The organism is Collinsella sp. SGI.178 (assembly GCF_050313495.1).
In the GTDB taxonomy this organism is placed as follows: Bacteria; Actinomycetota; Coriobacteriia; order Coriobacteriales; family Coriobacteriaceae; genus Collinsella.
On the sequence record NZ_JBNPLM010000029.1, the window covers coordinates 1 to 20,598 of the forward strand.

18 protein-coding genes and 3 tRNA genes are annotated in these 20,598 nt (G+C 63.4%); all 21 read left to right on the plus strand.

The annotated features are described in order from the left end of the window. Positions 1–184: 184 nt before the first annotated feature. The 21 genes from modA to ACQRAQ_RS07890 all read left to right on the plus strand — a co-directional run bounded on the left by modA (position 185) and on the right by ACQRAQ_RS07890 (position 20,469). On the plus strand, positions 185–1,057 hold the full coding sequence (gene modA, locus ACQRAQ_RS07790) for a molybdate ABC transporter substrate-binding protein (protein ID WP_427794460.1): 873 nt from the start codon (positions 185–187) through the stop codon (positions 1,055–1,057). Between the two features lie 115 nt (positions 1,058–1,172). After that, positions 1,173–2,654 (plus strand): molybdate ABC transporter permease subunit, encoded by a 1,482-nt coding sequence (modB, locus tag ACQRAQ_RS07795; RefSeq protein ID WP_427794461.1) that lies wholly within the window; start codon positions 1,173–1,175, stop codon positions 2,652–2,654. Between the two features lie 3 nt (positions 2,655–2,657). Further along, positions 2,658–3,728 carry a sulfate/molybdate ABC transporter ATP-binding protein gene (locus ACQRAQ_RS07800; RefSeq protein WP_427794462.1) on the plus strand — a complete coding sequence of 357 codons (1,071 nt, stop codon included), beginning with the start codon at positions 2,658–2,660 and terminating at the stop codon, positions 3,726–3,728. 116 nt (positions 3,729–3,844) lie between these two features. Beyond that, positions 3,845–4,195 carry a 2-hydroxyacyl-CoA dehydratase gene (locus ACQRAQ_RS07805; protein ID WP_427794463.1) on the plus strand — a complete coding sequence of 117 codons (351 nt, stop codon included), beginning with the start codon at positions 3,845–3,847 and terminating at the stop codon, positions 4,193–4,195. A gap of 7 nt (positions 4,196–4,202) precedes the next feature. Next, a complete protein-coding gene (locus tag ACQRAQ_RS07810; protein WP_427794464.1) occupies positions 4,203–4,643 on the plus strand; it encodes a BadF/BadG/BcrA/BcrD ATPase family protein in 441 nt (146 codons plus the stop codon). Positions 4,644–4,713: 70 nt separating this feature from the next. After that, positions 4,714–5,763 carry a selenide, water dikinase SelD gene (gene selD / locus ACQRAQ_RS07815; protein ID WP_427794465.1) on the plus strand — a complete coding sequence of 350 codons (1,050 nt, stop codon included), beginning with the start codon at positions 4,714–4,716 and terminating at the stop codon, positions 5,761–5,763. A 60-nt stretch (positions 5,764–5,823) separates the two neighbouring features. Continuing rightward, positions 5,824–6,450: a sulfurtransferase-like selenium metabolism protein YedF gene (gene yedF, locus ACQRAQ_RS07820; protein WP_427794466.1), complete on the plus strand. Its 627-nt coding sequence runs from the start codon at positions 5,824–5,826 to the stop codon at positions 6,448–6,450. 19 nt (positions 6,451–6,469) lie between these two features. Continuing rightward, a complete protein-coding gene (locus ACQRAQ_RS07825; RefSeq protein ID WP_117847551.1) occupies positions 6,470–6,721 on the plus strand; it encodes a DUF3343 domain-containing protein in 252 nt (83 codons plus the stop codon). Further along, positions 6,718–7,857 (plus strand): aminotransferase class V-fold PLP-dependent enzyme, encoded by a 1,140-nt coding sequence (locus tag ACQRAQ_RS07830; RefSeq protein WP_427794467.1) that lies wholly within the window; start codon positions 6,718–6,720, stop codon positions 7,855–7,857. The genes ACQRAQ_RS07825 and ACQRAQ_RS07830 overlap by 4 nt, the downstream gene beginning before the upstream one ends. Positions 7,858–7,924: 67 nt before the next feature. Then, entirely contained in the window at positions 7,925–9,283 is a 1,359-nt protein-coding gene (gene brnQ / locus ACQRAQ_RS07835) for a branched-chain amino acid transport system II carrier protein (protein ID WP_427794468.1), read from the plus strand. Between the two features lie 91 nt (positions 9,284–9,374). Next, positions 9,375–9,451, plus strand: a tRNA-Pro gene (locus ACQRAQ_RS07840). 6 nt (positions 9,452–9,457) lie between these two features. Further along, positions 9,458–9,531: transfer RNA gene (locus ACQRAQ_RS07845), tRNA-Gly, on the plus strand. A 421-nt stretch (positions 9,532–9,952) separates the two neighbouring features. Next, positions 9,953–10,102, plus strand: coding sequence for a hypothetical protein (locus tag ACQRAQ_RS07850; RefSeq protein WP_427747744.1), 150 nt, complete (start codon positions 9,953–9,955; stop codon positions 10,100–10,102). Positions 10,103–10,113: 11 nt separating this feature from the next. Next, positions 10,114–10,323, plus strand: a complete 210-nt coding sequence (locus ACQRAQ_RS07855) for a hypothetical protein (RefSeq protein ID WP_427794469.1) — start codon at positions 10,114–10,116, stop codon at positions 10,321–10,323. 39 nt (positions 10,324–10,362) lie between these two features. Then, the gene (locus tag ACQRAQ_RS07860) at positions 10,363–11,202 is read left to right on the plus strand and encodes a formate/nitrite transporter family protein (RefSeq protein ID WP_427794470.1); all 840 of its coding nucleotides are present in this window, start codon (positions 10,363–10,365) and stop codon (positions 11,200–11,202) included. A 140-nt stretch (positions 11,203–11,342) separates the two neighbouring features. After that, positions 11,343–12,800 carry an L-seryl-tRNA(Sec) selenium transferase gene (selA, locus tag ACQRAQ_RS07865; protein WP_427794471.1) on the plus strand — a complete coding sequence of 486 codons (1,458 nt, stop codon included), beginning with the start codon at positions 11,343–11,345 and terminating at the stop codon, positions 12,798–12,800. Then, positions 12,797–14,764: a selenocysteine-specific translation elongation factor gene (gene selB, locus ACQRAQ_RS07870; RefSeq protein WP_427794472.1), complete on the plus strand. Its 1,968-nt coding sequence runs from the start codon at positions 12,797–12,799 to the stop codon at positions 14,762–14,764. The genes selA and selB overlap by 4 nt, the downstream gene beginning before the upstream one ends. A gap of 36 nt (positions 14,765–14,800) precedes the next feature. Next, positions 14,801–14,897, plus strand: a tRNA-Sec gene (locus tag ACQRAQ_RS07875). Between the two features lie 349 nt (positions 14,898–15,246). Next, a complete protein-coding gene (gene gdhA / locus ACQRAQ_RS07880; protein WP_154515369.1) occupies positions 15,247–16,602 on the plus strand; it encodes an NADP-specific glutamate dehydrogenase in 1,356 nt (451 codons plus the stop codon). 121 nt (positions 16,603–16,723) lie between these two features. Further along, positions 16,724–17,638, plus strand: coding sequence for an FAD binding domain-containing protein (locus tag ACQRAQ_RS07885; protein ID WP_427794473.1), 915 nt, complete (start codon positions 16,724–16,726; stop codon positions 17,636–17,638). Next, the gene (locus tag ACQRAQ_RS07890; protein ID WP_427794474.1) at positions 17,638–20,469 is read left to right on the plus strand and encodes a molybdopterin-dependent oxidoreductase; all 2,832 of its coding nucleotides are present in this window, start codon (positions 17,638–17,640) and stop codon (positions 20,467–20,469) included. Before ACQRAQ_RS07885 ends, ACQRAQ_RS07890 begins: the two co-directional genes overlap by 1 nt. The last annotated feature ends 129 nt before the right edge of the window (positions 20,470–20,598 follow it).

Sequence of the window (20,598 nt, forward strand, 5' to 3'; positions counted from 1 at the left end):
GACCTTACGGGCTGCTCCGCCTTTTTTATGCAGCGACAGTGCGGGCCGTCTCGTGGTTAGCGGTAAAAGAAAGTTATTAGACGAGAAATATTTATCACAAACATTATTCGCGAAAAAGTATAATCTAGTAACAGAATAAAGCTTGCGGCGGGGTGCCCGGGCGTAGCCTTCGAAAGGGTTGAACATGTTCGATACGGTTTCTCGCCGCGGGTTCGTTTCACTTTCCGCTGTCGCCGCTGCCGGCCTTGGGCTTGCCGGCTGTTCCGGCAAGAAGGAGCCTGAGTCGACTGGCTCCGATGCCGGCTCCGCCAAGATTTCGTCCAAGAAGGCTGTCGAGCTGCAGGTCTTTGCTGCCAACTCGCTCGAGAAGGCCCTGCCCGAGGTTCAGAAGCTCTATACCGACCAGACCGGCACCACGTTTGCCGACACGCAGTTTAAGGCTTCCGGCGACCTTGTCGAGCAGATGCGCGCCGGTGCCGCCGTCGACGTACTCATCACGGCCTCCAAGGGCACCATGGATGACGCCGAGGCCGCCGAGCTCGTCGACGCCGACACGCGTGAGGACATGTTCGTCAATGATCTCGTGGTCATTCGTGCCGAGGGCTCCGATATCAAGGTCGAGGCCATCGCCGACGTCGCGAACCTGGACGGCAAGATTGCCATCGGCGACGCCAAGACCGTTCCCGCTGGCAAGTACGCCAACCAGGCCCTGGCCTCCGTGGGCCTCTACACCGGCACCGAGGGCGACGACGGCGAGTATGCACCCGATTTCGCCGACAAGGTGGCTCTGGCCGACAAGGTCGGCACCGCTGCGTCTTACGTCTCTACGGGCGATTGCGTGGCCGGTTTTGTCTACAGCTCCGATATCTTCCGCTACGACGGCATCGAGGAGACCTTCGTGTGCCCCGAGGACTCGCACAAGCCCATCGTGTATCCCGGCGCTGTCGACGATATCTCCGAGCACGCCGACGAGGCCAAGGCGTTCATCGACTTCTGCCTGACCAACAAGAAAGCCCAGAAGATTTGGGCTAAGTACGGCTTTGAGCTTTCCGCGTAGTTCGCAACATCGCTGCATAACGATATGCTTGAGGGCGGGCGTTCTCGCGATCGCCCGCCCTTTTGATTGAACCGGCGTGTCCGCGCGCCGTTGCCCTGTGTTTGAGGAGTCGCCCGTGCCAAGGAAAACGATTCGCCTGCTCGCCGTGCTGGCTGCGGTTCTGTGCGTGCTGACCGCACCGCCCGGGGTTGCTCGGGCCGAGGCACTCTTCACCACCGCCGATGGCCGCCAGGCGACCGAAGATTCCGCGCTTATCGATGGCGTCGGGTTTGGCCTCAACGCGTTTGAGCGCAATGCCAAGGGCACGGCCCGTGCGTTTGCGGGTCAGCCCGAGGGCTACCGTTTTCCTATCTACAAGAAGACGACCCTCGTGACGGTGACGACGCCTGAGAGCATCGTGGTCTGGCTCGACGCCCATGCCGCCAAAGACGCGGGGCTCGATATCTCAAAGGCAGATGACCAAAAGGCGCTCAAGAAGATGCTCGTGGGGCTCGACAAGTCGCACTCCATGGGTGGGGCGTTGCTGGAGGACTCTAATCTCGAATGGGTCTTTACCTCGGATAACGCGCTGGTGCAGAGCGATTACCGCTATCAGTTTAAGGTGAAGGGCGGCAACGGCGATTACTACACGGTAGTGAATGCCGCCGACGCCGCGAATGCCGAGCTAGATTTGGGTGACGGCGTCCTGTGGAGCGATAACGCCGCCCTCGTGCGGTATGCGGACGTGTCGACGACGGTGCCGCCGTCGCTGGCGGAGCGCGCCGCAGCCTTCTTTGGCGACATCGACTATCGCCCGTTTTGGGTGTCCATTAAAACGAGCGGCCTTGCCCTGCTGATCTCCTTTGCGCTGGGCCTGTTTGCCGCGTGGAAGACTATGGGTACCTCGAGTCGCATCAAGGGCCTGCTCGATTCGGTTTTTACGATTCCTATGGTGCTGCCGCCCACGGTCTGCGGCTTTTTGCTCCTCATGCTGTTTGGCCGCTCGACCGGGGCGGGCCAGTGGCTCATCGCGCACGGCGTCTCGATCGTCTTTACGTGGCCGGCGGCGGTGATATCTGCCGTGGTGGTGTCGTTCCCGCTCGTCTATCGTACGGCACTCGGTGCCTTCGAGAGCCTCGACACGCAGATGCTCGATGCGGCGCGCACGCTGGGATGGTCCGAGCGTCGCATCTTTACCAAGCTTATGATGCCGCTTGGCTGGCCCTCGATTGCCGCCGGTACGGTCCTCGCCTTTGCCCGCGCAATGGGCGAGTTTGGCTGCACCCTGTTCTTTGCGGGCAACTACGCCGGTATTACGCAGACCATTCCCATCGCCATTTACTTTGAATGGATGGGCGGCAATACGTCGGTGGCCCTCTTTTGGGTCGTGGTCGTAATCATGTTCAGTTTCCTAGTCATTCTGTTCATCAATATGTACACCGCTCATTCGCAAAAGTATCGCGAACGGGGCCTTTCCCGTGCGGAGCGCAAGCAGGCCAAAGATCTCGCCGGACGGGGCGATTCGCTCGATCCGGCGGGCGGCGATGCCTTGCGTATCGATCGCGAGGCACTGGTCGAGCTCATGCGCGATGATGCCGCTTTGCAGGGAGGTCGATAGGCCATGTCGCTCGTTCTGGACATCAAAAAGCACTATCCCGGGTTTACGCTCGACATGCAGCTTGAGGCCGGCGAGGAGCGTGTGGCGCTGCTGGGCGCCTCGGGCTGCGGCAAGAGCTGCACGCTGCGCTGCATTGCCGGCGTGGAGACGCCCGACGAGGGCAAGATCGTCGTCAACGGTGTGACCTTTTTTGACTCGGCGGCGGGCATCAACCTGTCGCCTCAGGAGCGCAAGTGTGCCCTGCTGTTCCAAAACTATCAGCTCTTTCCCAACATGACGGTGGCCGATAACGTATGCGCCGGCATAAAGGATGCGGGCGACGCCGCCGCGCGCAAAAAGCTCGCCGAGCGCTATCTGGGCATTTTCGGTCTGGCCGATTTTGCCGACCGCTATCCCGCGCGACTCTCGGGCGGCCAGCAGCAACGCGTGGCGCTCGCCCGCATGGTGGCGGCGCATCCGGGCATTTTTATATTCGACGAGCCCATGAGCGCGCTCGATTCCTATCTTAAGAGCGCCCTCGAGCAGAACATGCTCGACCTGTTCGATGTATGCAACCGCACCGTGCTCTACGTGAGCCACGACATTGACGAAGCGTGCCGCCTCTGCCAGCGCATCTGCGTGATGCATAACGGGCGCGTCGAGGAGATCGGTTCTGTCGAGGATGTGGTTCGCCGTCCGCAGACACTGGCGGCGCTGCGCTTGACGGGGTGCAAGAACACAAGCCGCGCACGAAAGATCGGGCCCGAGGAAGTTGAGGCGCTCGACTGGGGCATGACCTTTAACGTGGGTCGCGAGGTTCCCGATAATGTGGTGTACCTGGGCATTCGCGCAAGTTACTTCCATGTTGACAATCGCGCGGAGCGGGGTCGCAACAGCTACGACCTGCATGTGGCCCGCGTGAGCGATTCGCGCTTTGAGCGGCTGGTGCTGCTGGACGTACCGCGCGTCGATGCGCCCACGCGCCTGCAGTGGAAGGTCAACAAGGTGGGCGTGCCTGTCGACGGGCTGCCGCAAGCGGGCGAGACGCTGCGCATGCATTTTGATGCCAGTAGGATCCATTTGGTCTGTCGATAGCGCCGGGTAATGCCGTCGGGGATATAAGCCTCGGCGGCTTTGCCTTGCCGTTCGCCGAATAAGGGATGACAAACTCTTATCAATCAAGATAATAATTTATTAAACGACGGCACACGATGCTGTCGTACGACGATGCCGCGGGGGCTGCAAGCGTGGCTCTGTGCGGTACGTCCGACGAGGTGATTCCCGAGGCCGAGAAGGTGCTGCCGTCAAACCTCTGCCCGTTCATCAAGTCGACGTACGGCTTTGCCTACTCGCAAAAGTGCCCGTTTACGTACTTTAGCGACATGATCATCGGCGAGACCACCTGCGACGGCAAGAAGAAGATGTACGAGCTGCTGGGGGAGCTTAAGCGCACGCACATTCTGCATCTTCCTCAGGGTCGCGACCGCGCCTACGAGCGTGAAGGCTGGTACGAGGAGTGCCGCCTGCTCAAGGAGGAGCTCGAGGGCTTCTACGGCGGCTAAGGCCGCTGTGGTCGATGGGGTGGATTCGGTGACGTGGACCTGCGTGCAGCCAACCGGGTTCTCCTCGGTCGATGCTTCCGAGCGGCTGCGCGAGGCACTGGCAGCGGCTGGCTATGACGTGGCTGCCGACCTGGCGCGTTCCGGCGAGCCCACCAAGATATCCAGCATGTGCACGGTGTTTGCCGAGAGCGAGGTCATTAGTCTGATCGGCCGCGGCGAGCCGCGCGAGAACATTGCCCGCGGTGTGATCGAGAGCGTCGTGTCGCGTGTGGCGACCATGGCCTCGCAAGCCGCGGGCGCCCCGTACTATCTGACCGGTGGTCTGTGCGAAAACGCCTATGTCGTCGAGCGTCTTGGCGCATTGGTGGGCTCGCCGGTCACCACCTCGCCTCAGGCCCGCTTTGCCGGTGCCATCGGCGCGGCCATTCGCGCACAAGCGCTCAATTAATGCATCCGTTGTAGGCTCGCATTCATGCGTATACTGGGGGGAACTGATTGACCGATGAGAGGAGGTATCGATGGCTGACGATCTCATGAAGCTCACGCAGATGACTGCCGCGAGCGGTTGAGCCGCTAAGTTGGCTCCTGGAGCCCTCGCCCAGGTCCTGGGCGACTTACCCAATGTGCATAACGACAACCTGCTCGTGGGGTTCGATACCTCCGACGATGCGAGCGTCTTCCGCGTTGGCGATAACTTGGGCCTCGTGCAGTCCATCGACTTCTTCCCACCGATGGTCGACGACCCGTTCCTGTTTGGCCAGATCGCCGCGGCAAACTCGCTGTCGGACATATACGCCATGGGCGGACGGCCGAGCCATGCCATGAACCTGCTTTGCATACCCAGTTGCCTGGGCGTTGAGCTTGCCGGCCAGATTCTGGCGGGTGGCGCCGACAAGTGCGTCGAGGCCTGCTGTGCCATCGCGGGCGGCCACACCATCAACGACGACGAGCCCAAGTACGGCCTGTCCGTGAGTGGCTTTGTCGCGCTTGACCGTATGCTCGCCAACAGCGGCGCGCGCGTGGGCGATGTTCTGCTGCTGACCAAGGCGATCGGCTCGGGCATCATCACTACGGCCATTAAGGGCGAGCTCATCGAACAGGACGAGGCCGCAGCCATGTTTGACTCGATGCGGACCCTCAACGAGGCTCCGATTCGTCTGGCCGAGGACCTCGAGCTTCATGGCTGCACCGACATCACGGGCTTTGGCCTGATCGGACATGCGTGCGAGATGGCCGAGGGCTCGGGCGTGCAGATTGAGCTTGTGTCGGGGGTGGTGCCGCTCTTTGACCAGGTGCTCGACATGGCACGCCTTGGCATTATCCCTGCCGGCGCCTACCGCAACCAGGACTTCTTTGGCCCGCGCGTGGCAGTCGACGATGGTCTGGAGCCGGGGATGCTCGACGCGCTGTACGATCCGCAGACCTCGGGCGGCCTGCTTATCGCGGCACCTGCTGCCGATGTGGATGAGCTTGCGCGCCGTCTGCATGCCGAGGGGCGCGTTGCCTCCGTCGTCGGCCGCGTGTGCGAGCCGGTGCCAGGTGGTTCTGCCGTCCTCGTTGTCCGCTAGCCCGCACGTTTATGTAACTGTTTACCGTTCTCTAGAACGGTTCTTTCGAAAGGAAAGGCTATGTCTACCAAGATTGAAGTCAACGCCATGGGCGATGCCTGCCCGCTGCCCGTCGTCAAGACGCTTAAGGCGCTCAAGCAACTCGATGGCGAGGGCGTTGTCGTGACCTCGGTCGATAACGAGACCGCCGTCAAGAACATCTCCAAGATGGCGCAGGAGAAGGGCTGCACGGCCTCGTTCGAGAAGGTTTCTGACGCCGAGTGGCACGTGACCGTGGCGACCTCTGGCGCCGTTGCCGTGGCTGATCCCGAGCAGGATGGCGCTGCCTTCTGTGATGCCAGCGCCGGCAAGGGCAAGCTCGTCATTTCCGTCTACACCGACTGCATGGGCCGCGGCGACGACGAGCTGGGCCACAAGCTCATGAAGGCCTTCATCTTTGCCGTGACGCAGCAGGAGGAGCTGCCCGCGACCATGCTGTTCTACAACGGCGGCGCCAAGCTCACCGTCGAGTGCTCTCCGGTGCTCGATGACCTGAAGGGCCTGGCCGAGCAGGGCGTCGAGATTCTCACTTGCGGTACCTGCCTGGACCACTTTGGCATTAAAGACCAGCTTGCGGTGGGCGAGGTCACCAACATGTACGTGATCGTGGAGAAGATGGAGCAGGCCGTGCGCGTCGTGCGCCCGTAGCGTATTGGTTGGAGTTGCCATGAGGGAGAAGCGTCCGGCGCTTGTCATCACGTTTCCCACCACGGCGGCCGCCATGGGGTGCGAGTCCCTGTGCATCGAGCGCGGCCTTCCCGGGCGAACGATTCCTGTGCCCGGGGAGGTCGCTGCCGGCTGCGGTCTGGCGTGGAAGGCGTTGCCTGCCGATGAGGAGCTGCTGCGCGGCGAGCTTGCCGCAGCTGGTGTTCCCACCGAGGGCTTTACGGTGATTGACATGTGGGAGGTCGTGCGATGATCTACCTGGATAACGCGGCGACGACCATGCTCAAGCCGCAGGCGGTCATCGATGCCGTGACGCAGGCGATGTGCTCGCTCGGCAATGCCGGGCGCGGCGCCACGTCGGGTGCGCTCGATGCGGCTCGTACGATTCACGGTTGCCGTGTCAAGCTCGCGCGCTTGCTGGGCTGCCCACGTGCTGACCATGTTTGTTTTACGCCCAACTCCACCGCGGCGCTCAACACCGCCATCTGTGGCGTGGTGCGCCCCGGCGACCGTGTGGTCACGACGGTGCTCGAGCACAACTCGGTGTTACGCCCGCTCAATCGCCTGGCGGCGGAACAGGGTGTGACCGTTGAGCATGCGGGCTGCGACGCGAACGGCGTGCTCGACTACGACGAGCTCGAGCGGTTGGTGACGCCGGGCACGCGCGCCGTGGTGGTGACGCACGCCTCCAATGTGACCGGCAACGCGGTCGACATTGCGCGCGTAGCGGCCATGGCCCATGCGGCAGGTGCGCTGGTGATCGTCGATGCCTCTCAGTCTGCCGGCACGGCGAAGATTGACATGGATGCCATGGGGCTCGATGTCGTGTGCTTTACCGGCCACAAAGGGCTCATGGGACCTCAAGGCACCGGCGGCCTGGCCGTGGCGGAGGGCGTCGAAGTGGCGCCCTGGGCCATGGGCGGCACCGGTGTACACAGCTTCGATGAGCTGCAGCCGCTTGAGTGGCCCACGCGCCTTGAGGCGGGCACGCTCAACGGCCATGGCATCGCGGGCCTTTCTGCCGGCCTCGACTTTATCGAGGCACAAGGCGGGGTCGAGGCGATTGCGGCGCACGAGCGCTCGCTTGCAGAGCGCTTCCTTGCCGGCGTGCGCGAAATCCCCGGCATTGCGCTCTACGGTGCCTTTGACCAGCCCGTGCGCTCGGCGATCGTCTCACTCAACGTGGGCGATATCGACTCTGCCCAGATTTCGGATGCGCTCAAGCAGGGGTGGGGGATTGCGACGCGCCCCGGCGCCCATTGTGCCCCGCTCATGCACCGCGCGCTCGGGACTGAGCGTCAGGGTGTCGTTCGTTTCTCGTTTGGGTATTTCAACACGGACGGGGAAGTCGACACCGCGATTTACGCGCTCCGCGATTTAGCCTGCTAGAGCGTATATACTTGCGGGACGGGTCTTTTGCCCGTCCCGTTTTTGTTTCGACCCGAAAGGTGGTCCCATGGCCTCATCCGCCCCGCGCGGCCTGCGCTCCGACCATGTCGTTACCGTCGGCATCGCCCTGTTCTCGATGCTCTTTGGCGCCGGCAACCTCATCATTCCGCCGCTGCTGGCGCTGCAGGCAGGCTCTGCCACGCCGCTCGCCATGCTCGGCTTTCTGATTGCCGCCATCGGCCTGCCCGTCATGGGCTTTATCGCCGTGGCGCTTGCCGGAACGGCGCGCGAGCTGGCCGGGCGTGTGCATCCTAAATTTGGAGAATTCTTCGTTGCGGCGGTCTACCTGGCCATCGGGCCATGCCTGGCTATTCCGCGCACGAGCTCCACGGCCTTCGAGATGCTGGTGCCGCTGCTGCCGGAGGGCGTCTCGCTCGGCACGGCACGTCTGGTGTTTGCCATCGGGTTCTTCGTCGTCGCGTTTGCGCTCACGCTGCGTCCGGGCGTTATCACGCGCGTGCTCGGCCGCATTACGGGACCCGCGCTCATTGCGCTCATCGTGCTGGTCGTGGGTGCCGCCGTGGTCTCGCCGTTGGGTCCCGCTGGCGCGCCGCAGGCTCCCTACGACGCAGGCGCTGCCGTGCAGGGGTTTTTGACCGGCTACCAGACCATGGACCTGCTTGCGTCGCTCGCCTTTGGCATTATCATCGCCGAGACCATCCACGAGCTGGGCGTGACCGATGACAAGCGCGTGGCCTTCGAGATCTCGCGTTCTGGTGTGATCGCCGGCGTGCTCATGGCCATCATCTACTGCGGCCTGGCGCTTGCCGGCATGCAGCTCGGAACGGTTATGCCCGATGCCACCAACGGTGCCGCCATCCTTGCCCGCTCTGCCTCCATGCACTTTGGTCTTGCCGGCACGGTCGTGGTCTTTGCGATCTTTTTCCTCGCCTGCATGAACGTGTGCATCGGCCTCATCAGCTGCTGCTCGCGCTACTTCTGCGAGACGTATGTGGTCGAAGGGGGAGCGGAGGCTTCCGAGGAGGCTATGCGCCGTCCCTTCGCGGTTCTCGCCTTTGTGTTCGCGGCGTTTTCGTGCGTGCTCTCCAACGTGGGCCTCGACGCGATCCTCATGTTCTCGGTGCCCATGCTCAACGCCTTGTATCCCGTTGCCATCGTGCTGGTGCTTATGGGCCTGGTGCACGGTTTTTGCGATGCGCATCCGCGGGTGTGGGTTTGGGTCGGCGGCGTCGTCGCGGTGCAGAGCGTGATCACCTCGGTCCGCGACGCGTTCTTTGCGGGCGCGTGGCTGCCGTTCGATGCGCTGCCGCTGGCGGATATTGGAGCCGCTTGGGCGCCGGTCGCCGTGGTGGCGTTTGTGATTGGTCTGCTCCATAGCCAGTTTGTCACACATTCGAGGAGCTAGGGTATCGTCGCTTGCACAGGAGGGAAGTCTCCCCTATAATTTCCTTCGCTTTGGGACACGCAAGGTTTAGACCTTAGCTGCTCAACACCTTCGGGACGTGGCGCAGTTTGGTAGCGCGCCTGCTTTGGGAGCAGGATGTCGCAGGTTCAAATCCTGTCGTCCCGACCATATCTTGCGGGCGTAGTTCAATGGTAGAACCCCAGCCTTCCAAGCTGATGACGCGGGTTCGATTCCCGTCGCCCGCTCCATAGGATAGTTTTAACGGCTTTGGCTCTATTTGGTGCCAGAGCCGTTTTCATAAGCGTGCCGGGCGACGGGAATCGAACCCGGCAGGGTGCGAAGCTGAGAAAATGCGTGAGCATTTTCCAGCGCAGCACGCAAGGGCCAATGGCCCGCAGCGAAACAAGGGTTTGCGAAGCAAACCCTTGGACTTCCCGTCGCCCGCTCCATAAGATTGATGAATGGCTCTGCTTCCTTTTGGAAGCAGAGCATTTTCATATACATGCCGGAGACCCCACATCCCCTCCTAAGTTGCGGTGAAATACGGACTGTTTTCCGGCTTTTATGGCCCATGTAGTCCGTATTTCACCGCAACTTGCACCTGAGCTTCAGGTTGAGATTGCTCGGCCAGGAAACGCCGGCTATTATCTGGCAGATTATGGTTGGCACGTGCCGTCGCTACTCGAGGCCTGCGATGCGCTGCTCGACGAGCGCGGTTTTCGCGGGTCGGCCAAGGCCGGCATCTCGGTGTTTGACGACGACTTTGGCCTGCATGCTCAGCAGGTGGCACCATCCGCCTGCTCGACAAACGCGACGTAGCCCGCAAGTCGATGTTCACCACGCATTCGCTCCCTTTGTCGATTCTGATCGAAGAAATCGAGCAATCGTGCGATGATATCTTCTTCATAGGGATTCAGCCGGGCGACGCGGAGTTCTACAACCCCATGTCCCCGGAAGTCTTTGACGCCGTTGACGCCGTGTACGACGCCGTGGCCGCCAACGACTTTTCCCACTTTGTCCGCTTGGGACAGGAGCTGTAGCAGCGCTTGTCCCTGGTGATTAGGAAAGAAGTGATTGACATGGCAGATTCCAAGGTGGAGTACCCTGCTCCCGATTGCCTGGCGCCCGCCGCGATCGAGGCCAAGACCGAGGCCGCCGGCGTGACCAAGGCTAACCTGCCGGTCGATAAGGCCTTTCTGTTGGCAATGTTCGCCGGTGCGTTTATCGCCTTCGGCGGTCTGTTCTTTACGGTGTTTTTGAGCGACAGCACGCTGGGCTGGGGTGCCCAGCGCGTCGTGGGCGGCCTGTGCTTTTGCCTGGGCCTGGTACTGGTGCTGGTGTGTGGCGCCGAGTTGTTCACCGGTAATTCGCTTATGGTCTGCGCGCTCAAGAGCAAAAAGATCACCCTGGTCCAGATGCTCAAGGCATGGCTCGTCGTGTGGCTTGGCAACTTTGCCGGTGCCCTGTTCATCGTCTTTTTGGTGTACATGGCCGGCGTTTACAAGCTCAACGGCGAGGCGGTCGCCAATTTCATGGTGAGTGTCGCCGCCGGCAAGGTGACGATCGACTGGCTGACGATCTTCTTCCGCGGCATCCTGTGTAACATCTTTGTGTGCCTGGCCGTGTGGATCGGTACTGCCGGCAAGACCGTGGTCGATAAGGTCGTGGGCATTCTGCTGCCCATCGCCGCCTTTGTGGCCTGCGGTTTTGAGCACTGCGTTGCCAATATGTACTTTTTGCCCATGGGTGCCGTGATGCACGCGTGCGGCTATGGTGCCGACGTCGCCGGCGCCGATGCGCTCAACGCCGCGGGCATTGCGTTTAACCTGTCCGCCGCCACGCTGGGCAACATCGTGGGCGGTGCGGTTCTGGTCGCGCTCGGCTACTGGTTTATCTACGCCAAGAAGTCTGAGGCGTAGGGTACCGTCTGTTTGATGTTGGACCTCCCGCGGGGCGTCGCCGTGCGAGGATAATAGCGATTGATTGACTCAGCCGATCGAATCGGCTGATAGTTTGACGTTCGAACGATTGATTCACCTTTGGTTTTGAAAGGCCGCACATGAGCGATAGCCAGAACATGTCCGATGAGGTTCGCGCCCGCCTGCGCGCCATTCCCTCCGTCAACGAGCTGCTCGCCGAGTGGCCGGTAGTGAAGGCGGCGGGGGAGACCTGCGACGCGGTGGTGCATGCCGCCGTCACGGCCGAGCTCGACGAGGAACGCGCCGCCATTCGCGCCGGTGCCGCCCCGCGCTCTAAGCGCGACCTGGCCTCGGCGATCGAGTGGCGTGCGCACCGCTCCGCGCTGCCGAGCCTGCGCCCTGCCGTCAACGCCACGGGCGTGGTCATCCATACCAACTTGGGCCGCGCCCCGCTCGCGGAGTCGGCGGCAAAGGCCGTGGCCGAGGTTGCGCGCGGGTACAGTACGCTCGAGTACAGCGTGGACACCTGTTCGCGCGGGTCGCGCAAGGAACACGCCGCGCAGCTGATCCGCTCGCTCACCGGTGCCGAGGACGCGCTTGTGGTCAACAACAACGCCGCCGCGGTGCTGCTGGTGCTGGCGACCCATGCCGCAGGCAAGGAGGTCGTCGTTAGCCGCGGCGAGCTTGTCGAGATCGGCGGCAGCTTTCGCATCCCCGATGTCATGGCGTCTTCGGGCGCCAAGCTCGTCGAGGTCGGCGCCACCAACCGCACGCACCTAGCAGATTATGAGCAAGCCATCACGCCCGATACGGCCATGATTCTCAAGGTCCATCCTTCCAACTATCGCATCGAGGGCTTTCACGAGGAAGTGAACTCTCGGGAGCTTGCGGCGCTTGCTCACAAGCATGGCCTGCTGTTCTATGAGGACCAGGGTTCGGGCGCGCTCCTGCCCGATGACATCCTGGAGCGCGGTGGCGAGGAACCCACGCCGGCTTCGGTCGCGGCGGGGCTCGATATCGTGTCGTGTTCGGGCGATAAGCTGCTGGGCGCGGCGCAGGCGGGTATCATCATGGGCCGTCGCGATCTGGTCCAGGCCTGCGGCGCACATCCACTCATGCGCGCTCTGCGTCCGGGCAAGTTGGCGCTTACGGCGCTCGAGGCCACGCTGCGTATCTACATGGACGGCGCCGATGTTGCCCATCGCGATATCCCGGTGCTCAGCATGCTTACGCTGCCGCAGGCCCATTTGGAGCGACGTGCCCGCAAGCTGCGCGATCGTATGGTCGCCGGGCTCGATAAGGCCGGTTGCCCGTGCGCCGTTCAGGTGGAGATCGTCGAGCAATCGTCGACCCCCGGTGGCGGCTCGCTGCCTACCATGGAGCTGCCCACGATGTGCGTTGCCGTGCGTCTTGTTGACGCGCGCCTGACGGTCGATGCGCTCAAGCGCTCGCTTGTCCAGGACTTCGACACGCCGGTCGTCACGCGAACCTCGCACGATCGCATTTTGTTTGACGTCCGTACGCTCGTGGGCGACCGCGATATCGAGACGGCGGCGTCGACGCTTGCCGCATGCGTTGAGAAGGCGCTTGCTCGATGAGTGAGGTCCAGGCGCTGGTGGAGTGTCCCGTTATCGTTGGCACGGCGGGCCACGTCGACCACGGTAAGTCGGCATTGATCGAGGCACTGACCGGCAAGAATCCCGACCGTCTGGAGGTTGAGCGTCGTCGAGGTATGACCGTTGAGCTTGGCTTTGGCGAGCTGGCGCTGCCGAGTGGCAAGATTGTCGGCCTGGTCGACGTGCCTGGCCATGCCCACTACCTGCGCGCCATGGTGCAGGGCGCCACGGGTATCGACGTGGCCGTGCTGGTGGTTTCGGCCGTCGAGGGCGTGATGCCGCAGACCCGCGAGCACGCGCATGTGCTGGAGCTGCTGGGCGTTACGCATATGGTGGTCGCGCTGACGATGTGCGACCTGGCCGATGCCGAGATGACCGAGCTTGCCGAGCTCGATGTCGATGACTTTTTGTCGGGTACCGTGTTTGCGGGCGCGCCGATTGTGCCCGTGTCGTCCAAGACGGGCGAGGGGATCGACGGGCTGCTTGCGGTGCTCGACGAGCAGGTAAGTGCCTGCTGGAATGCTTGCCGCGACCGTTCCGATCGGAGCGATGCCTCGTCTCGCCTGCCGATTGACCGCTGCTTTACGATCAAGGGTGTCGGCACCGTCGTTACGGGAACGCTGCACGATGCGCCGGTTGCGGTGGGCGACGAGCTGATGGCTTTGCCGTCGCGTACGGTCTGTCGTGTGCGCGGGATTCAGGTGCATGGCGATACGCCGCGCGCGCTGCCTGGGCAACGCGTGGCGCTCAACCTGGTCGGTGACGGTGTCGCGGCGCTTGACCGTGGTGAGATGCTGGGCGTGGAGGGTCGCTTTGGTCAGACGTTGAGCTTTATGATGACGTTTACCTACCTGGGCCGCGAGGGCGCCAAGCCGCGCGTGCTCGAGTCGGGCGCGCGCGTGCACGTGATGGCCGGCACGGCCGAGGTCGTCGGCCGCGTTATGCTTTTGGAGGGCGAGGCCCCCATGGCGGTGGGCGAGACCCGTACCGTGCAGGTGCGCCTGGAGGAGCCATTGCCGCTGCGCGCCGGAGACCATGCCGTGGTGCTGTCGTATTCGCCCGTTATGCTCATCGGCGGCGGGCGTGTGCTGCTTTCGCGCTGCCGTCGCTCGCGCGAGCTTTCGGCCGGCGAGCGTGCGCTGTTTGCGGCGCTTGAAGCCGGCGATGCCGTTGCTGGCGTAGACGCGTGGCTGGCGCTGCAAGCGCTGCCGGTTGCGGCGGCTGATGTTGCCGAGGCGCTCGATCTTGTTGCCGGTGAGGTCGATGCCGCACTGGGCGAGTTGGTGGCGCGAGGTGTTGTTTGCGAGCTTGCCGGCTCGGGCGGCACGTTGTATGCGAATGGCGCCGTGCTCGATGCCGCCATGGACGTGCTGGCGGCGACCCTGTCTGCCATGCACGCGGCGGCTCCCTGGGAGACGGGTTTTACGCCCGGCGCCGTTGCCCATGCTGCGTGGCCTGCCGCCGATGAAGGCGTTGCCGCGGCTCTGATTGCCGAGGGCTGCTCGCGTGGCGTGTGCGCCGCCGAGGGCGCCGAGATATTCGACCCGCACTCCGTTGCCGCCGCGGCGCGTGTGGTGCGCGAGGCGTGTGAGCGCATTGTGGCGCTGCTCGACGGGGCCGGCCTCGATGCGCCGACGCTGCCCGAGGTGGGTGAGCGACTGCAGCTCGACCGCGACACCATGACGCGCGCCCTGCGCGAGCTTTCGCTCAACCGCTCGATCGTTAAGGTCGAGCGCGACGTTGCCCTGTCTGCCATCTCGGAAGCCCATGCGCGCGAGCTTGTCGCCGCTGCCATTGAGGCAGCCGGCGGCGCTGCCACCACGAGTGTGCTGCGCGAGGCGCTGGGCGTGTCGCGCAAACGTGCCATCAGCATCTTGGAGCACCTGGATGCCGTGCGCTTTACGGTGCTCGACAAGGAAGCCGGCGGCCTGAGGTCCCTACGCTAGACTGGCTGCTCGGTTTGGTAAAATACCGCCGCACTTGGGAACGGATGGGCTCCGGTGGGCTCCGCGGTCCTCAAAACCGTTGCGAGGCGTGCAAAACGTCTTGGATGTGTTCGATTCACATACGTTCCCGCCACACGCCACCAGCGCTTTTGTGCTCGCGGTCTTGCTGCGTGCCGCAAAGGCGCTGTTTTGTTTTTGTGCGGGTCGGCCGTGTCGTCTGTCTTGCCGCCGGTGTGCCCGGGCGCATCATGTGTCCCCAATGTGGTGGTTTGGAACATGTGGACGAAACAGCTTCGAAACACGCGATTTGTACGTCGGGTGCTCAAAAACGCTTCTACCTGCATCGTAATCAAAACGAAACATCTGCTCGTCGGCTTATGCGAAACTTTGCTGCAACAGTGCGATATTATCCATACACGATAAAGTTCGCGGCGCATGGGGTGCCGTGACCGACATTTTCGTTTCCCATCATTGGAGGAAGCATGAGCTACACGCAGAAAGTTCTCGAAGAGCTCAAGGCCCGCTATCCCGAGCAGCCTGAGTTCATCCAGGCCGCGACCGAGATCCTCGGCACCATCCAGCCGGCGCTCGACGCCCACCCCGAGTACGAGGAGGCCGCCCTGCTGGAGCGCCTCGTCGAGCCCGAGCGCATCGTTATGTTCCGTGTTCCCTGGGTCGACGATCAGGGCAAGGTTCAGGTCAACCGCGGTTACCGCGTCGAGTTCAACTCTGCCATTGGACCCTACAAGGGCGGCCTGCGCTTTAACCCGACGGTCACCCTGGGTATGCTCAAGTTCCTGGGTCTGGAGCAGATCCTCAAGAACAGCCTGACCACCCTTCCCATGGGCGGCGGCAAGGGCGGCTCCGACTTTGACCCCAAGGGCAAGTCCAACAACGAGATCATGCACTTCTGCCAGTCCTTCATGACCGAGCTCTATCGCCACATTGGCCCCAACACCGACGTTCCCGCCGGCGACCTGGGCGTTGGCGGCCGCGAGGTTGCCTACATGTTCGGTCAGTACAAGCGCCTGACCAACGAGTGGACCGGCGTCCTTACCGGCAAGGGCCTCTCCTTTGGCGGCTCGCTCGCCCGTACCGAGGCCACCGGTTACGGTCTGGTCTACTTTGTGGACGAGTACCTCAAGAGCCGCGGCGACTCCTTCGAGGGCAAGAACGTTGTCGTTCACGGCTCCGGTAACGTCGCTATCTACGCGGTCCAGAAGGTCGCCCAGCTCGGCGGCAAGGTGCTCGCCTGCTCCGATACCCACGGCTGGGTCGAGGATCCCGACGGCATCGACTACACCGTGCTCGAGCACGTCTACAACAAGAAGCGCTCCGGCCACGACAAGGGCGTTACGCTCGCCATGTATGTTGACGAGAAGCCCAACGCCGTGTGGCACGAGGGCGACGGCCGCGGCGTGTGGCAGCTGCCCTGCGACATCGCGCTGCCCTGCGCTCGCGAGAACACGCTGCTGCTCGAGGACGCCCAGGCGCTCGTCGCCAACGGCTGCAAGGTGGTCGGCGAGGGCGCGAACATGCCCACGACCATCGAGGCCACGACTTACTTCCAGGAGAACGGCGTCGCCTTTATGCCCGGTAAGGCTGCCAACGCCGGCGGCGTGCTCGTGTCCGGCCTGGAGATGAGCCAGAACGCCGAGCACCTGTCCTGGACCTTCGAGGAGGTCGACGGCAAGCTCGAGCAGCTCATGCGCGGCATGTTCCACAACGTGGACGACACCGCCAAGGAGTACGGCCAGGAGGGCAACTTTGTCATGGGCGCCAACATCGCCGGCTTCCTGAAGGTCGCCGACGCCATGCTCGCCCAGGGCGTCTGCTAAATCTTCGCTCGACATAGCATGTGATGAGGCTCCCAGCCATCCGGCTGGGAGCCTTTTTCTATGGTGGCGAGGGCTGTGCGCCCTCGTTTGGTACACTTAGAGGTACTGGACAAGTGAAGAGATGGGGGAGAACGTACTCAAGTTCGGTACCTACGTTCGCGTTGGAAACGCGGCCGAAGCCTATGAGCTCTTACAGAAGAACCGCAACAACAAGATTGTGGGCGGCGGCATCTGGATGCGTCTGGGTTCGCGTCGCGTGGCGACGGCGATTGACCTTTCGGCCTGCGGACTCGATCAGATCGAGGAGACCGAGACCGAGTTTCGCATCGGTGCCATGTGCACCCTGCGCCAGCTCGAGCGCCATGCCGAGCTCAACGCGCTTGTCAACCATGTCTTTGAGTTCGCCGTCCACGATATCGTGGGCGTGCAGCTGCGCAACACCGCCACGGTGGGCGGCAGCATCTACGGTCGCTTTGGTTTCTCGGACGTGCTCTCGGCCTTTTTGGCGCTCGATTCGTACGTTGAGCTGACGGGGGCCGGCCGCGTGTCGCTCGCCGAGTTCGTGGATATGGGTTACGTGCGCGACGTGATTGAGCGCGTCGTGGTCGTTAAGCACGATTACCGTGCAAGCTACGAGGCCGTGCGCAAGGCCGCGACCGACTTCCCCTCCTTAAACGTCACCGCCGCCTGGTGGGACAACAGCTGGCATGTCACCGTGGGCGCCCGCCCGCTGCGCGCGACCCTGCTGCAGGGCGAGGCATGTGGCCTGGTGAGCGAGCAGCCTTCCGAGGACGAGCTGCGCGCCCTGGCCGCGTCCGTACGCGCGCTGAGCTACGGCACCAACCTGTGGGGCTCAGCCGACTATCGCCGTTGCATCTCGGCGCCGCTTGCGATTCAGGCCGTGCGTCGCGCCGCCGGCATCGAGCTTTCGGCCTCGCTTGCCCGCGAGCTCGAGGGTGTGCAAGTGCCTAAGTTTGCCACGGACGAGTATTCCTGCCGCCGCGTGCCCGGCGTCGATTCTAGCGAGGTGCGCTAATGGCTGCCAAACTCATTGATCTTTCCTTTACGCTCAACGGCCGCAAGGTCAAGGTTCAGATTGCCCCCGACACCATGCTCTTTGCGCTGCTGCGCGAGCAGGGCTGCGCGTCGGTGCGCTGCGCCTGCGAGACTACTAACTGCGGCCTGTGCACGGTGTGGCTCGACGGCGACCCGGTGCTGAGCTGCTCGGTTCCCGCTGCGCGCGTCGAGGGCCGCTCCGTCACCACGCTCGAGGGCCTCAAGGCCGAGTCCGAGGCGCTCGCCCACGCAATGGCTGCCGAAGGTGCCGAGCAGTGCGGTTTTTGCGCCCCCGGCCTCATCATGAACGTGCTGGCGCTTGCCCGCGCCGCCAAGGAGGACCCGAGCCTCGTCGCCACGCGCGAGGAGCTCTCGCGCCAGCTCGCCGGCAACCTCTGCCGTTGCAGCGGCTACGAGAGCCAGCTGCGCGCCATCGTCCGCTTCCTTAACGAGTCCGGCGTGCAGGTGGGCTTTGAGATGCCCGAGCTTCCGGTCAACGACACCAGCTGCGATGGCGTCTCGTACAAGCAGATCACCCATAAGCAGCCCAAGAAGGACTCGAAGGCCCTGCTCGAGGGGCGTCCCGTCTACACAGGAGACCTGGTGCCCGCCGGCGCCCTTATCGTCAAGCTCAAGCGCAGCCCGTATGCCCGTGCCAAGATCCGCTCCATCGATACGTCGCGCGCCCTGAAGGTGCCCGGCGTCGTGGGCGTCTACACCTACGAGGATGTGCCCAAGCGCCGCTTTACCATCGCCGGCCAGAGCTATCCGCAGCCGAGCCCCTACGACCGCCTGATCCTCGAGAACCTGGTGCGCTACCAAAACGAGGAGGTGGCGATCGTCGCCGCCGAGACCGAGGAGGCCGCCGACAAGGCACTCAAGCTCATCAAGGTCGACTACGAGGTGCTCGAGCCCCTGCTCGACTTTACCCAGGCGCTCGATAACGACATCGTGGTCCACCCCGAGGGCGACGTGACCTTTATGTTCCCGCAGGGCGGCGACGTTGCTCGCAACCTGGTGTGCAGCGGTACCAGCGATTTTGGCGACCTGGACGAGGCCTTCGCCCAGAGCGACATCGTCTTTGAGCGCACTTACACCAGCCAGGCCACGCAGACCGCGCCCATGGAGACCTTCCGTGCCTTCGCGACGACCGACGCGTTCGGCCGCATCTCGGTGACCACCTCCACGCAGGTGCCCTTTCATGTGCGCCGCATGGTCGCGCAGTCGCTCGACATTCCGCAGTCGCAGGTGCAGGTTATTAAGCCGCGCATCGGCGGCGGCTTTGGCTCCAAGCAGACGGGCTGCTGCGAGATCTTCGTGGCGTTCGTGACGCAGCAGACTGGCCGTCCGAGCTATTGCTGCTACACCCGCGAGGAGACCATCACTGCGGGCAATTCGCGTCACCAGATGCAGATGACCGTCAAGCTGGGCGCCATGAACGACGGCACCATCACGGCCATCGACCTGCACACGTTGTCCAATGCCGGCGCGTATGGCGAACATGCCACCACGACGATCGGCCTCTCGGGTCACAAGAGCCTGCCCATCTACAACCACGTGAAGGCGAGCCGCTTTAGGTGGGACGCCGTCTACACCAACACCAACCGCGGCGGTGCGTATCGCGGCTACGGCGCCACCCAGGGCCAGTTTGCCGTGGAGAGCGCCGTCAACGAGCTCGCCGACATGCTGCACATGGATCCCGCCGACCTGCGTCTTAAGAACATCGTGCGCGAGGGCGAGATTATGCCGCAGTACTACAACGAAAAGCTCAACGCCTGCGCGCTCGACCGCTGCCTGCTGCGTGCGATGGACATGATCGGCTGGCGCGACAAGCCGCTGGCCGTGGACCTGGGCGACCGCGTGCGTGCTCTGGGCTGCGCGCTCACCATGCAGGGCTCGGGCATTTCCAATGTGGATATCGCCGGCATCGACATGCGCCTGGAAGAGGACGGCTTCATTACCATCGGCACCGGAGCCACCGATAACGGCATGGGCGTCGACACGATCCTGGCGCAGATTGCCGCCGAGGAGCTGGGCGTGGAGAGCTCGCTTATCGTGGTGCGCGGCGTGGACACCGACGTCTCGCCGTTCGATGCCGGCTCGTACGCGAGCTCGGGTACGTACGTGACGGGCCTGGCAGCCAAGAATGCCGCGACCGAGCTGCGCGAGAAGATCTGCGCCAAGGCCGCCCAGATGTGGGACGTGGACGCCGCCGACGTGGTCTTCGACGGCCAGTACGTGCGTCTGTCTGACGAGCGCGCCGCTCGCGAGTGCGGCCGCTACCTCACGCTGCGCGACTTTGCCAACCTGTGCGTCAAGAACATCGCGGGCGGCGACGCACTCACCTCGCATGCTTCTGCCTGCCTGCCCGTTTCGCCTCCGCCGTTTATGGCCGGCATTGCCGAGGTCGAGGTCGACAAGGCCACCGGCAAGGTGACTGTGGTGGACTATGCGGCGGCTGTGGACTGCGGCACCGTGATCAACGAGGCACTCGCGCGCGTCCAGGCCGAGGGCGGCATTGCCCAGGGCATCGGTCACGCGCTCTACGAGATTGTCGAGCACGACGACCGCGGCCGCCTGCGCACCGGTAACTTTATGAGCTACAAGCTGCCCACGCGCCTGGATATCGGCAGCATTCGCGTGGCCTTTGAGCCGAGCTACGAGCCGACGGGCCCGTTTGGCGCCAAGTCGATCGGCGAGGTCGTCATCAACACACCGCTCGCCGCCGTTGCCTCGGCCGTGGCGCACGCCACCGGCCACCAGGTTCGCTCGCTGCCGATCACGCCCGAGAAGGCCCTGCTGGGGGAGTAGGCGAGGCGCGGCAGCCGCCGCTCTTTGGCAAGCCCGAGGAAACTGCAGCCCACTTTTCGACCGAATTGTGGGCTGCGGGAGATAGCCGATGGGGGTAGCTAATTTGGGACGGGGCCTTTTTAGCTACCC

Coding starts and splice junctions, on each gene's coding strand:
- modA (WP_427794460.1), top strand. CDS start 185: ATGTTCGATACGGTTTCTCGCCGCGGGTTCGTTTCACTTTCCGCTGTC.
- ACQRAQ_RS07800 (WP_427794462.1), top strand. CDS start 2,658: ATGTCGCTCGTTCTGGACATCAAAAAGCACTATCCCGGGTTTACGCTC.
- ACQRAQ_RS07805 (WP_427794463.1), top strand. CDS start 3,845: ATGCTGTCGTACGACGATGCCGCGGGGGCTGCAAGCGTGGCTCTGTGC.
- yedF (WP_427794466.1), top strand. CDS start 5,824: ATGTCTACCAAGATTGAAGTCAACGCCATGGGCGATGCCTGCCCGCTG.
- ACQRAQ_RS07825 (WP_117847551.1), top strand. CDS start 6,470: ATGAGGGAGAAGCGTCCGGCGCTTGTCATCACGTTTCCCACCACGGCG.
- ACQRAQ_RS07830 (WP_427794467.1), top strand. CDS start 6,718: ATGATCTACCTGGATAACGCGGCGACGACCATGCTCAAGCCGCAGGCG.
- brnQ (WP_427794468.1), top strand. CDS start 7,925: ATGGCCTCATCCGCCCCGCGCGGCCTGCGCTCCGACCATGTCGTTACC.
- ACQRAQ_RS07855 (WP_427794469.1), top strand. CDS start 10,114: ATGTTCACCACGCATTCGCTCCCTTTGTCGATTCTGATCGAAGAAATC.
- ACQRAQ_RS07860 (WP_427794470.1), top strand. CDS start 10,363: ATGGCAGATTCCAAGGTGGAGTACCCTGCTCCCGATTGCCTGGCGCCC.
- selA (WP_427794471.1), top strand. CDS start 11,343: ATGAGCGATAGCCAGAACATGTCCGATGAGGTTCGCGCCCGCCTGCGC.
- selB (WP_427794472.1), top strand. CDS start 12,797: ATGAGTGAGGTCCAGGCGCTGGTGGAGTGTCCCGTTATCGTTGGCACG.
- gdhA (WP_154515369.1), top strand. CDS start 15,247: ATGAGCTACACGCAGAAAGTTCTCGAAGAGCTCAAGGCCCGCTATCCC.
- ACQRAQ_RS07885 (WP_427794473.1), top strand. CDS start 16,724: ATGGGGGAGAACGTACTCAAGTTCGGTACCTACGTTCGCGTTGGAAAC.
- ACQRAQ_RS07890 (WP_427794474.1), top strand. CDS start 17,638: ATGGCTGCCAAACTCATTGATCTTTCCTTTACGCTCAACGGCCGCAAG.